This is a genomic window from Dietzia sp. KRD202, assembly GCF_017168155.1.
Taxonomy (GTDB): domain Bacteria; phylum Actinomycetota; class Actinomycetes; order Mycobacteriales; family Mycobacteriaceae; genus Dietzia; species Dietzia kunjamensis.
On sequence record NZ_JABFAN010000012.1, the window covers coordinates 36,821 to 49,587 of the forward strand.

Below are 12,767 nucleotides of genomic sequence, written 5' to 3' on the forward strand. Positions count from 1 at the left end.
GGGCTGCATCCGGTGACGCGCCGCGCGGTGTCGGCGGGCGGGGGGACGACGACGAGGGCGGCGATTCCGGCGGCGACCTCGCCAGCCGGGATTCCATGATGGCCGTGGTGACCAGCGAGCTGGCCGGCGCGTGCATGGGGCTGGTCTCCGCGCTCGGCGTGAGCCTTGGGCTGGGCGCGACCACGATCATGTCCCGCGGCACGCTGGCGCAGAAGGAACGCTGGCTGCCGGGGATCGTGACCATGGAGAAGGTCGCGTCATGGGCGATCACCGAGCCGGACTCCGGTTCCGACGCCTTCGGCGGCATGCGGACCTACGTGCGGCGCGACGGCGAGGACTACATCCTCAACGGCCAGAAGACCTTCATCACCAACGGGCCGTACGCGGACGTGATGATCGTCTACGCCAAGCTCGACGAGGGGTCGGGTGGAGCGGGCAGCACGGGTCCGGCCACGGATGCCGACAAGCGCGACCGCAAGGTCCTGACGTTCGTACTGGACAAGGGCATGGAGGGCCTCACGCAGGGTGCTCCGTTCAAGAAGATGGGCCTGCACAGTTCCCCGACCGGGGAGCTGTTCTTCGACAACGTCCGCCTCGGCAGGGACCGGCTGCTCGGCGAGTCCGAGGAGGGTCGCGGGGGCGACGGCCGCGAGTCGGCGAGGTCGAGCTTCACCGCCGAGCGGATCGGGGTGGCCACCATGGCGCTGGGCATCATCGAAGAGTGCCACCGGCTGTGCGTCGACTACTCCCGCGAACGCACCCTGTGGGGCCAGGAGATCGGGCGCTTCCAGCTGATCCAGCTCAAGCTGGCGAAGATGGAGGTGGCGCGGATGAACGTGCGCAACATGGTCTTCAACTCCATCGAGCGCGCCCGTGCCGGCAAGCCGCTCTCGCTCGCGGAGGCGTCGGCGATGAAGCTGTACTCCTCGGAGGCGGCTACCGAGGTGGCGATGGAGGCCGTGCAGTTGTTCGGCGGCAACGGATACATGGCCGAGTACCGCGTCGAGCAGCTCGCCCGCGACGCCAAGTCGCTCATGATCTACGCGGGCAGCAACGAGATCCAGGTGACCCACATCGCGAAGGGGCTCCTCGCCCGGTGAACCGTGGTCCGGTTGCTCCTGCGTCCCGCTCTCGTACCGTCAGGACATGGCCACCGAGATGTTGCACACGTACATGCAGGACCACCACGCCGGTGCCGCCGCCGGGATCGACCTGTTCCGCCGCGTGGCCGAAGACCACGAGGATCCGGAGACGAGGGAGATCGTCGCCCGCATCGGCGACGAGACCGTGGACGATCTGAAGATCCTCGAGGAACTCATGACGCTGGTGGGGACGTCACCCTCGATGCTCAAGGACCTGCCAGCCAAGGCCGCCGAGAAGTTCGGCCAGCTCAAGCCCAACCGGCGGGCCGCCGAGCGCTCCCCGCTGAGCGATCTGGTCGAGCTCGAGGCGCTGACCCTCGCCGTGACGGGCAAGACGCTCGGCTTCAAGGCGTTGCTCGACATCGACGACCCCCGGCTCCCCCGGCCCACGCTGGAGAAGCTGGTCGAGCGTGCGGAGCAGCACGGACGCGAATTGGAGCAGCTCCGTCTGCGGTGCACGGACGCGCTGAAGAAGAAGTAACCGGGCGGGGCGACGCGGGGGTCTGCCGCCGGTTCTATCCGACTCCGCTGCAGGCCCCGGCGTTGGTCGTCCCCGACCTCGGTCAGACGTTCCGAATCGCGATCGACCGGGTGTTGAGATAGCACTCCATGGCCTGGGGACCGGCCTCGGAGCCGTAACCCGAGTCCCTCACCCCGCCGCCCGACGGCCGCCACGCGGACGACAGACGACCACATCCGCTACTCCCCCTCGGGATCCGCTACTCCAATCGGAATAGCGGATCCGTAGGACGGGTAGCGGATGTGGTCGAACGGGCGAACGGTCGAACGGGCGGGTCGGCGCGTCAGGCCCTGGCGCCCTGCTGATCCTTCACCGCGGCCAGGATGTCGTCGACGCGGTCCTTGGCGTCGCCGAACAGCATCTGGGTGTTGTCGCGGAAGAACAGCGGGTTCTGGACGCCGGCGTAACCGGCGGCCATCGACCGCTTGAACACGATGACGTTCTCGGCCTCCCAGACGTGGAGCACCGGCATACCCGCGATCGGGCTACCCGGGTCCTCGGCGGCATCCGGGTTGACCGTGTCGTTGGCGCCGATGACCAGCACCACGTCGGTGTCCGCGAAGTCGTCGTTGATCTCGTCGAGCTCGAGGACGATGTCGTAGGGCACCTTGGCCTCGGCCAACAGGACGTTCATGTGGCCGGGCAGGCGGCCGGCGACCGGGTGGACGGCGAAGCGCACGTCGACACCGCGCTCACGCAGGGTGCGGGTGAGGTCGGCGACCGGGTACTGCGCCTGTGCCACGGCCATGCCGTAACCGGGGGCGATGATCACCCTCGAGGCGTCCGCCAGCATCTCGGCCGCACCGGCGACATCGATCTCGGTGTGCTCGCCGTGGTCCTTGCCCTCGCCCGACGAGGCCTCGATACCGAAGCCGCCCATGATGACGGAGAAGAACGAGCGGTTCATCGCCTTGCACATGATGTAGGACAGGTACGCGCCCGAGGAGCCGACCAGCGCGCCGGTCACGATGAGCAGATCGTTGCCCAACAGGAAGCCGGTGGCCGCGGCGGCCCAGCCGGAGTACGAGTTGAGCATCGACACCACGACTGGCATGTCGCCGCCACCGATGCTGGCGACCAGGTGCCAGCCCAGGGCCAGCGCCAGGGCGGTGACCACGATAAGCATCCACAGCGCGGGGGAGATGACGAACCACACGGTCAGCGCGACGAACGCCACGAGGATGCCGAGGTTGATGAGGTTCTTGCCCGGCAGCACCAGCGGTGCGGACTTCATCTTCCCCGACAGCTTGAGGTAGGCGACGATCGAACCGGTGAAGGTGACGGCGCCGATGAACACGCCGATGAACACCTCGGCGTGGTGGATGCCGAGCAGCGAACCGGTGAGCTCACCGTGCAGCTCGGGCTCGAGGTAGCCGTTCCACCCGACCAGCACGGCGGCCAGGCCGACGAACGAGTGCAGCAGGGCGATGAGTTCGGGCATCTCGGTCATCTGCACGCTGCGCGCGCGCATCAGGCCGATGACGGCGCCGATGGCGACGGCCACGACCATCAACACGATGCCGATGGTGGCGGGCTGGTGGTCGATGACCAGCGCGACGGTGGCGACCAGGGCCAGCGCCATGCCGGCGATGCCGAAGGTCAGGCCCCGGCGGGCGGTCTCGTGCTTGGACAGCCCGGCGAGCGACAGGATGAACAGCAGTGCGGCGACCAGGTAGGCCGCATTGGCGGCGGTCTCAACAGACATCTGCTCAGGCTCCCTTCGAGAACATGCCGAGCATGCGACGCGTCACGGCGAAACCGCCGAAGACGTTGATGGACGCGACGAGGATCGCGATGGCGGCGAGCGCCAGGCCGAGGGTGTTGTCGATCCCGACCTGCAGCAACGCACCCACGACGATCACTCCGGAGATCGCGTTGGTCACGGACATCAACGGGGTGTGCAGCGCGTGGTGCACGTTGCCGATGACGTAGTAGCCGATCACGATCGCCAGCACGAACACCGTGATGTGGCGCGGGATGTCCCCCGGCGCGACCGCGGTGAGCAGCAGCAGCAACGCCATGCCGGCGGCGATCAGGCCGAGCTTCGCGCCGGCCGACATCTTCTTCTTCTCAGGCTTGGGCTCGACCGGTTCGGGGGCAGCGGCCGCCGCGGGGGCGGCACTGACCTGCACCGGCGGGGGCGGCCACATGATCTCGCCGCCCCGTGTCACCGTCACACCGCGCTGGACCACGTCGTCCATGTCCAGCGCCCACGCCCCGTCCTTGTCCGGGGTGACCAGCTTGGTCAGGTTGACCAGGTTGGTGCCGTACAGCTGCGAGGCCTGGGCGGGCAGCCGCCCGGCCAGGTCGGTGTAACCGATGATCGTGACACCGCCCTCGGTGACGACGACCTGGTCGGGGACACTGCCCTCGACGTTGCCGCCCTGCGCGGCCGCCATGTCGACGATGACCGAGCCGCGCTTCATTGTCGCGATGTCGGCGGCCGTGATCAGGCGCGGTGCCTGCCGACCCGGGATCAGCGCGGTGGTGATGATGATGTCCACGTCGGCTGCCTGCTCCGAGTAGAGGTTCGCCGCGGCCCGATCGTAGGCCTCACTGGTGGCCTTGGCATACCCGTCAGTGGAGACGACCTTCTCCTCCTCGGGCACCTCCACGGGCAGGTACTCGCCACCGATGGATTTGACCTGGTCGGCCACCTCGGGGCGCGGATCGGTCGCGCGGACGATGGCGCCCAGGCTCGAGGCTGCCCCGATCGCGGCGAGACCCGCCACGCCGGCACCCGCGACCAGGACCTTGGCCGGCGGGACCTTGCCCGCCGCGGTGACCTGGCCGGTGAAGAACCGTCCGAAGTGATGAGCGGCCTCGATCACCGCGCGGTAGCCGGCGATGTTGGCCATCGACGACAGCACGTCCATCGACTGCGCCCGCGAGATACGCGGGACCGCATCCATCGCCAGCGCGGTCACGCCGCGCTCGGCGAGCAGACCGAGGAGATGTTCGTTCTGCGCCGGCGCCAACAGCCCCACCAGCGTCGCGCCCGACCGGACCCGCGCCACCTCGGCCTCAGTGGGCACGGCGACCTTCATCACCACGTCCGCCGACCACGCGGCGTCACCATCGGCCAGCTCGGCACCGGCCTCCGCGTACGCGGCATCCGCGAACTCCGCGCGCGTACCGGCGTCGTGCTCCACCACGACCCGGTAGCCCAGGTCGATCAGCTTCGCCACCGTCTCGGGCGTCGCCGCCACCCGGTTCTCCGCCGGGTTGGACTCGGCGACCACACCGATCACCGACGGCGCGACACCGGCATCCCGGACATCGGAGTCCGGCTTCATATCAGGGATCTCTTCAAGGCTCGAAGCCATAGGGCATCCTTTTACTGCGTTGTGAGCGAGCCGACGCGTGTGCGCCGGCTCTGACGTCTCGAGTTTTGGCGTGTTCTACGTATTCTCCACAGGCCCGGCACGTGTGTGCCCGGGGTGCGCTCCAGTCACCGATCCGAGATCAGAGCTCACGAAGCGGCTCGGGGTGGGATGGTTACCCCTGCTTCGTCCACCGTTACGGCGTCGTCCTCCGGCGCGGGCAGGGTGGCGCCACGTCCACCGGAAGAACTTCCGGCAGAGCCTACGGGACACAGTGGACCGCGAACGAGCCGGTGGGATCGTTTTCGGGGACCTTGTGACACATGCCATAGGCCCCGGATGCTTAGTGGCGTGAAGTTGGTGCGCAATGAAAAGCACCCCGGACCGTCAGAGACGATCCGGGGTGCTCCCGATCTGTGGGCGAAGGGGGACTTGAACCCCCACGTCCCGAAGGACACTGGCACCTGAAGCCAGCGCGTCTGCCATTCCGCCACTCGCCCGAGTAACGCCCGAATACGTTAACACGCGGCGTTCCGACCGCACTAATCGGCTGGTGAGGGCTTCCCTGCGGCTGGAAGCGTGCTTCCCACCGCCACCGCCTCTATGATCGACCGGATGCCGCCGCGGGCGGCGCGAGGACAGCCAGGCCGGCAAGATGGCCGGGCCCACCACGAGGAAGGAGGCGAGGCGTGGGGATCGTCGGAAAGTTCGAGCGCACCCTGCAGGGCGCGGTCGGCGACGCGTTCGCCCGCCTCTTCGGCGGGAGAGTCGTGGCGGCCGAGGTGGAGTCGCAGCTCCGCAAGCAGGCGGAGGCCTCCCTCAAGGTGGTCGACGGGCACCTGTTGGTGTCCAACAGCTACACCATCACCCTGGCCCGGTCGGACTACGCCTCCTTCACCGAGGACGAGGCCCTGGCCGTCAAGACCTTCTCCCGCCACCTGTCGGACCACATCTCCGAGCAGGGCTGGGAGACCTACGGCCCGGTCACCGTGACCTTCGTGGAGCGCGATGACCTCCACACCGGACAGATGCGTATCGACGGGGTCGTGGACCCCGACGCCGTCCCGTTCCACATCTCGGCCGCCGCACCGGCGCCGGCGCCGGATCATCCGGCGCCGTCGTCGCCGGGTGGGGACCGACGGGGCGTGGACGAGCCGAGTGCGAGCAAGGAGAACAGCGACATGCAGGCACCCGCTTCCAACTACCCGGTCTCGACCGGCCCCGGAGCCCGGGGCGCGGGCTGGGGTGGCCCGTCGGACGCCCCGACCCAGATCACCCAGGGCCGGGCCTCGCTGACGGTCACGCTGCACCTCGAGGACGGCTCGGGGCGCACGTTCCGCCTCCAGCGGGGCTCTAACCTGCTCGGACGCGGGCAGGACGCCGCGTTCCGCCTTCCCGACACCGGGGTGTCACGCCAGCACGCGGACATCCATTTCGATGGTCGGGAAGCGGTTCTCACCGACCTCGGCTCGACCAACGGCACCACGGTGAACGACGGGCCGATCCAGGACTGGCAACTCGCCGACGGCGACGTCATCAGGGTCGGACACTCGGAGATCACCGTCCGGTTCGACTAGCCTCGACACGGATGACCCCCGGAACCACCGGGGGCGGCCACACGTTGTCCGAGGTGAATCGGCGGGCGAGGGGAGGACGGCACCAGTGCAGGGACTCGTTCTGCAGCTCTCGCGCGGCCTGTTGCTGGCGCTGTTGTGGCTGTTCATCTACCTCACCCTGCGGGCGCTGAAGACCGACGTCTTCGGCAACGTGGGGATGCGGTCGTCCGGCCGCGGCGAGCGCCGGGGCGGGATGTTCGGCCGCGGTTCCCGGGCGATCCGGCATCTCGTGGTCACCCAGGGCGCGCTCGCAGGTACCCGGATCACCCTGTCCGAGCAGCCGGTCCTGGTGGGCCGGGCCGACTCGTGCACCCTGGTGATCGACGACGACTACGCCTCCAACCAGCACGCCCGCCTGTCCCCGCACGGCCCCGACTGGTTCCTCGAGGACCTCGGCTCGACCAACGGCACCTATCTGGACAGATCGCGGGTGACGACCCCGGTCAAGGTGGACGCCGGCACGCCGATCCGGATCGGCAAGACCGTGATCGAGCTGCGCACGTGACCCCGGCGCTCGTCTACACCGCGCGCTCACATCTGGGCATGGTGCGGGAGAACAACGAGGACTCGGCCTACGCCGGACCCCGGCTGTTGGCCCTCGCCGACGGCATGGGCGGCCACGCCGCGGGTGAGATCGCCAGCCAGTTCGTCGTGGCGGCGCTGGCGCGGCTCGACGAGGACGAACCGGGGCAGGATCTCACCGGGGCCCTGACCCGCGCGCTGACGGTCGGCAACGAGGCGATCGCCTCCCACGTCGAGGCGTACCCGGAGACCGACGGCATGGGGTGCACGGCCACCGCGCTGCTGTTCGACGGCCGCCGCATGGGCCTGCTCCACGTGGGTGATTCCCGGGCCTACCTGCTGCGTGACGGGACGCTGACCCAGATCACCAAGGACGACACCTTCGTCCAGTCCCTCGTCGACCGCGGGGAGCTCTCCGCCGACGAGGCCCACACCCATCCGCGGCGCTCGCTCATCCTCAAGGCGCTGACCGGGGAGCCGGTGGAGCCGACCGCCGTCATCCGCGAGGCGCGGGTCGGCGACCGCTACCTGCTCTGCTCCGACGGCCTGTCCGACCCGGTGAGCACCGAGACGATCGCCGAGACGCTGGCCACCGGCACCGTCGAGGAGGCCGCGGACCGGCTGGTCCAGCTGGCGTTGCGCTCGGGCGGGCCGGACAACATCACGGTCGTCCTGGCCGACGTCCTGGACTCCCCGCGCGACGCGCCGGTCATCCCGGTGGTGGTGGGCGCGGCGTCGGGCGACGAGCCGGGCCAGATCGACCCCGCCGCCGACCCCTACTCCGACACCGCGGCCGGTAAGGCCGCCGCGTTCTCGCGCGCCCAGGTCGCCTCACGCGGGGGAGCCGCCGGCACGTCCGGGGCAGCCGGCGCGTCGGGTGACGGGCGTGGGAACGGATCCGACGACGACGAGGTCGACGCCGCCCCACCGCGCGGCAGCAGATGGCGTTTCGCCCTGAGCGTCGTCGGGGTGCTCGTACTGCTGGCGGGGATCGTGGGCGTGTCCGCGCTGCTCGTCCGCAGCAACTACTTCGTCACCGAATCGGACAGCCAGGTCGTGGTGAAGAGGGGCATCTCCGGGGAGGTCTTCGGCATCTCGTTGGCCTCGGTCATCCAGGTGGGGTGCCTGACCCGCGAGGGCGACCTGACCATGCACTCCCCCGATGCCATCCCCGCCGGGTGCGACGTGTTCACCCTCGGGGATCTCCGCGAACCCGCCCGGGAGACGGTCCGCGCCGGACTGCCGTCGGGCAGCCTCGCCGAGGCGGGCGCCCAGGTCTCCCGGCTCACGGAGGACAACCTCCTGCCGCCGTGCGAACCCCGTGAGCAGCAGGAGCGCCCGCGCGAGCAGACCTCGTCGTCGTCCTCTCCCACCGGGTCCCCCTCTCCCACCGAGACGCCCTCTCCCACGGGTTCCCCCTTACCCACCGGGTCGCCGTCGCCCGGCGAGCCGGTGGGTAAGGGGGAACCCGTGGGAAGCCCACGACCCCCGCACCTGTGCCCGGGGAGACCTGCCGGGCGGTGAGCTGATTCATGTCCTCCCCCGCATCAGCCTCACCATCGTCGGCCTCACCCGCATCCGATCCCCGCGGCCAGGCGGTGCCCGACAGCCCGCGCCGGGGCAAGGAACTGGTCCTGCTCGTCGCCGCCGCGGTGATCGTCGGGTTCTCGCTGCTGCTGGTCCAACTCGCCCAGGAGCAGGAGCTGTCCCTGGCGCTGCTGTGGATCACCCTGGCGTTCCTCGGCCTCGCCGGCGGCGCCCACCTGCTCATCCGCTGGCTCGCCCCCTACGCCGACCCGGTGTTGCTACCGGGCGTCGCGCTGCTCAACGGGCTGGGGCTGGTGCTCATCTACCGGCTCGACCTGTCGTACGCGGCCAACGCCGCGGCGGCCGGGAACGACCCGCCCGGCATGGACGTCACCCGGCAGCTGCTGTGGACGTTCCTCGGCCTGGCCGTGATGGCGGTCGTGCTGTACTTCCTGCGCGACCACCGCGTCCTGGCCCGGTACGGCTACACGATGGGGTTCGCCGGCCTCGCACTGCTGGCGATCCCGGCTCTGCTCCCCTCCCGGTTCTCCGAGATCAACGGCGCCAAGAACTGGATCATCCTGCCCGGGTTCACCATCCAGCCCGGCGAGTTCGCCAAGATCCTGCTCATCATCTTCTTCGCCTCGATCCTGGTGGAGAAGCGCGAGCTGTTCACCACCGCCGGCAAGCGCGTGCTGGGCGTGGACCTGCCGCGCGCCCGCGACCTCGGGCCGATCATCGTGGCCTGGTTCCTGTCCCTGGGCGTGCTGGTGTTCAACACCGACCTCGGCATGGCGCTCCTGCTGTTCGCCACCGTGCTCACGCTGCTGTACGTGGCCACCGAGCGGGTGAGCTGGCTGCTCATCGGCGTGGTCCTGGTCGCCGTGGGCGGCGTGCTGGCCTACGCCCTGTTCGGGCACGTTCGTGTGCGGTTCCAGATCTGGCAGGATCCCTTCGCGTTCTTCGACACCGGCGGCTACCAGAGTTCGCAGGCCCTGTTCGGCCTCGCCTCCGGCGGCATGGGCGGCACCGGGCTCGGCAACGGCCGACCCGACCAGGTGCCGTTCGCGAACACCGACTTCATCACCTCCACCATCGGCGAGGAACTGGGCCTGATCGGCCTCGCCGCGGTGCTGATGGTCTACGCGATCCTCATCCTCCGCGGCATCCGGGTCGGCCTGACCATCCGCGACAGCTTCGGCAAGCTCGTCGCCGTGGGCCTGGCGTCCACCATGGCCATCCAGATGTTCGTCGTGGTCGGCGGCGTCTCCACCCTCATCCCCCTCACCGGCCTGACTCTGCCGTTCATGGCCTACGGAGGCTCCAGCCTGTTGGCCAACTACGCACTGGTCGCCATCCTGCTGCGCCTGTCCCACGACGCGCGCCGGCCGCTGCCCACCCCACGTCAGGCACCGGCGCTGGCAGAGGCCGCCACCGGCATGATGCGGGCGCCCAAGCTGCGCGCGCCGGGCCGGAGGAACGGGTGAGCGCCGCGTGAACACCGCCATCCGACGGGTCGCGATCGCCGCCATGGTCATGGTGGTGGCGCTGCTGCTGCAACTGACCTGGGTCCAGGTCTTCCGCGCCGACGAGCTCCGTGCCGACCCCCGCAACACGCGGATGCTCCTCGACGAGTACTCCCGCCAGCGCGGCCAGATCACCGCCGGCGGACGGGTGCTGGCCATGTCCCTGCCGTCGGAAGGACGCTTCGAGTTCCAGCGCACCTACCCCACCGACCCGGTCGTCTTCGGCCCCACCGTCGGCTACTACTCGCTGCAGTTCGCCACCGCCGGGGTCGAGCAGACCCAGGACGCCTTCCTCAACGGCTCCGACCCGAGACTGCTGTCCCAACGGATCACCGGTCTGATCTCGGGCCGCACCCCGCAGGGCGGCTCGGTGGAGCTCACCCTGGACCCCACGGGCCAGGAGGTCGCCTACGAGGCCCTGCGGCGCGGCGCGGGCCAGGGGCCGTTCGTGGGCTCCGTCGCCGCCGTCCGCCCCTCCACCGGTGAGGTGCTCGCACTGGCCTCCAGCCCATCCTTCGACCCGGGCGCCCTGTCTAGCCTGGACCCGGAGGTCCGCGCGCAGGAGATGGCGCGCATCGAGCAGAGCCCGGACCGGCCGCTGCTCAACCACGCCACCCAGCAGTCCCTCCCGCCCGGCTCCACGATGAAGGTCATCACCACCGCCGCCGCGCTCGAGCAGGGCATGGGGCCCGAGACCCCCGTCTCCGGCGCCGACCGCACCCTGCTGCCGGGCACGTCCACCTACCTGGAGAACTACGCCGGCCAGACCTGTGGCGGCAGCACCGTCACCCTGCGCACGGCCCTCGAGAGGTCCTGCAACGTGCCCTTCGTCGAGCTGAGCCAGGAGATCGGCGCGGAGGCCTTCACCGAGATGGCGGAGAAGTTCGGCGTCGACGGCACCGCCCCGGATGACTTCGGCATCCCGGTCGCACCGTCGGGCCTGGGGCAGATGGAGGACGACGCCCAGCTGGCGATGAGTTCCATCGGGCAGAGCGACGTCCGGATGACGACCCTGCAGAACGCCATGGTGGCCGCGACCGTCTCCAACGGCGGGGTCCGCATGAAACCGCAACTCATCAAGACCCTGACGGCGCCCGACCTCTCCGTCGTCCAGGGCTTCACGCCCCGCGACGCCGCCCGCGCCCTCACCGACGAGCAGGCCGGCACACTCACCGAGATGATGGTCGCCGCCGAACAGGGCGCCGGGGGCGGCTTGCCCGGGGTCACCGTGGCCTCCAAGACCGGCACCGCCGAGCACGGCGTGGACTCCTCCGAGTCCATCCCCTACACCTGGTACATCGCGTTCGTCCCCGGCCGTGACGTGGCGGTGGCCGTGGCGATCGAGTCCGGGCCCGGGGTCGATCGCAGCACCGTCGGGTCCACCTACGCCGCACCCATCGGTCGCGAGGTCCTGGGCGCGCTGCTGGGAGGGACGCCGTGAGTCTGAACTCCGGCGCGGTCCTGTCCGGCCGCTATCGCCTACTGCGCCTCATCGCCACCGGCGGTATGGGGCAGGTGTGGGAGGCCGACGACGGCGTCCTCGACCGCCACGTCGCCGTGAAGGTGCTCAAGGCCGAGTACTCCTCCGACCCCGAGTTCGTCGAGCGCTTCCGGTCCGAGGCCAAGGTCACCGCGAGGATCTCCCACCCCGGGATCGCCACCGTCTACGACTACGGGCAGATCGACGACCCCGCCTCCGGGAACCCGCTGTCCTACCTGGTCATGGAACTCGTGGTGGGCGAGCCGCTATCGGACGTCCTGGCCCGCGAGGGCACGCTGCCGATGCGGCACACCCTCGACATGCTCGAGCAGACCGGCCGCGCCCTCAACGCCGCCCACGCCATCGGCCTGGTCCACCGCGACGTCAAGCCGGGCAACATCCTCATCACGCCCGCCGGGCAGGTGAAGCTCACCGACTTCGGGATCGCCAAGTCGATGGGCGCGTCCGCCGTCACGCAGACCGGGATGGTCGTGGGCACCGCCCAGTACATCGCGCCCGAGCAGGCCATGGGCAACGAGACGTCCCCGGCCGGGGACGTCTACTCGCTCGGCGTGGTGGGTTACGAGTGCCTGGCCGGTCGACGGCCGTTCGTCGCCGACTCGCCGGTCTCGGTGGCGATGATGCACGTCCGCGACACCCCGCCGCCGCTCCCGAACTCGGTGCCCGGACCGGTCCGACGCGTCCTCGCCGAGGCCATGGCCAAGGACCCCGGTCGGCGCTACCCGGACGGCGAGGCCTTCGCCGAGGCGATCGCCGACCTCCGGGCCGGTCGCGATCCCCGTCTCCCGGGCGCGTTCCTCGCCGCCGGCGCCGCGGCGGGGGCTGCCGCCGCGGCCGCCGGCGCCACCGCCGCGACCACGGTCCTGCCCGATGACGACCCGGGCGGCGTGTACCGGGCCGGGGGTTCGCCCGACCCGACGCGCGCGTACACCCGCACCCACCCGGGCGCCGCCGGACAGCCGCGCACCGACGGGCCGCGGCCGGCACGACCGGCGCACCCGTCCCGGCCCCAGCCGGCGCCCGCCGCGACCCGGCGTCAGCCCGCCCCACCGGTCACCTCACGGCCCCCCCGCCGCGGCCGCGGCGGGGG

10 protein-coding genes and 1 tRNA gene are annotated in these 12,767 nt (G+C 70.4%); 8 read left to right on the forward strand and 3 right to left on the reverse strand.

Annotation, left to right across the window (positions count from 1 at the left end):
* Both J1M64_RS08495 and J1M64_RS08500 read left to right on the forward strand, forming a co-directional pair.
* The coding region (locus J1M64_RS08495; protein ID WP_241261319.1) for an acyl-CoA dehydrogenase family protein at positions 1-1,100 on the forward strand (1,100 nt) is incomplete at its 5' end.
* A 46-nt stretch (positions 1,101-1,146) separates the two neighbouring features.
* A complete protein-coding gene (locus J1M64_RS08500) occupies positions 1,147-1,623 on the forward strand; it encodes a hypothetical protein (protein ID WP_206473877.1) in 477 nt (158 codons plus the stop codon).
* A gap of 322 nt (positions 1,624-1,945) precedes the next feature.
* On the opposite strand, the gene pntB is transcribed toward J1M64_RS08500, so the two are convergent.
* From pntB to J1M64_RS08515, 3 genes are all read right to left on the reverse strand, one after another.
* Positions 1,946-3,367: a Re/Si-specific NAD(P)(+) transhydrogenase subunit beta gene (pntB, locus tag J1M64_RS08505; RefSeq protein WP_067716483.1), complete on the reverse strand. Its 1,422-nt coding sequence runs from the start codon at positions 3,365-3,367 to the stop codon at positions 1,946-1,948.
* Positions 3,368-3,371: 4 nt separating this feature from the next.
* Positions 3,372-4,958, reverse strand: a complete 1,587-nt coding sequence (locus tag J1M64_RS08510; protein WP_206473976.1) for a Re/Si-specific NAD(P)(+) transhydrogenase subunit alpha — start codon at positions 4,956-4,958, stop codon at positions 3,372-3,374.
* A gap of 444 nt (positions 4,959-5,402) precedes the next feature.
* Positions 5,403-5,485 (reverse strand) — tRNA-Leu (locus tag J1M64_RS08515).
* 189 nt (positions 5,486-5,674) lie between these two features.
* Between J1M64_RS08515 and J1M64_RS08520 the strand changes: the two genes are divergently transcribed.
* The 6 genes from J1M64_RS08520 to J1M64_RS08545 form a co-directional block, all read left to right on the forward strand.
* Positions 5,675-6,562: a DUF3662 and FHA domain-containing protein gene (locus J1M64_RS08520; RefSeq protein WP_206473878.1), complete on the forward strand. Its 888-nt coding sequence runs from the start codon at positions 5,675-5,677 to the stop codon at positions 6,560-6,562.
* An 85-nt stretch (positions 6,563-6,647) separates the two neighbouring features.
* On the forward strand, positions 6,648-7,106 hold the full coding sequence (locus J1M64_RS08525; protein WP_206473879.1) for an FHA domain-containing protein: 459 nt from the start codon (positions 6,648-6,650) through the stop codon (positions 7,104-7,106).
* A complete protein-coding gene (locus J1M64_RS08530) occupies positions 7,103-8,647 on the forward strand; it encodes a protein phosphatase 2C domain-containing protein (RefSeq protein ID WP_307872399.1) in 1,545 nt (514 codons plus the stop codon). Before J1M64_RS08525 ends, J1M64_RS08530 begins: the two co-directional genes overlap by 4 nt.
* Positions 8,648-8,655: 8 nt before the next feature.
* Positions 8,656-10,137: an FtsW/RodA/SpoVE family cell cycle protein gene (locus tag J1M64_RS08535; protein ID WP_241261320.1), complete on the forward strand. Its 1,482-nt coding sequence runs from the start codon at positions 8,656-8,658 to the stop codon at positions 10,135-10,137.
* 7 nt (positions 10,138-10,144) lie between these two features.
* Positions 10,145-11,617, forward strand: coding sequence for a penicillin-binding transpeptidase domain-containing protein (locus J1M64_RS08540; protein ID WP_206473881.1), 1,473 nt, complete (start codon positions 10,145-10,147; stop codon positions 11,615-11,617).
* A partial coding sequence (locus tag J1M64_RS08545) for a serine/threonine-protein kinase (RefSeq protein WP_206473882.1) occupies positions 11,614-12,767 on the forward strand: 1,154 nt, incomplete at its 3' end. The genes J1M64_RS08540 and J1M64_RS08545, both read left to right, overlap by 4 nt.

What these genes read in the sequence shown, in the direction of transcription:
- pntB (WP_067716483.1), bottom strand. Translation starts at nt 3,367, where the DNA reads ATGTCTGTTGAGACCGCCGCCAATGCGGCCTACCTGGTCGCCGCACTG.
- J1M64_RS08510 (WP_206473976.1), bottom strand. Translation starts at nt 4,958, where the DNA reads ATGAAGCCGGACTCCGATGTCCGGGATGCCGGTGTCGCGCCGTCGGTG.
- J1M64_RS08500 (WP_206473877.1), top strand. Translation starts at nt 1,147, where the DNA reads ATGGCCACCGAGATGTTGCACACGTACATGCAGGACCACCACGCCGGT.
- J1M64_RS08535 (WP_241261320.1), top strand. Translation starts at nt 8,656, where the DNA reads ATGTCCTCCCCCGCATCAGCCTCACCATCGTCGGCCTCACCCGCATCC.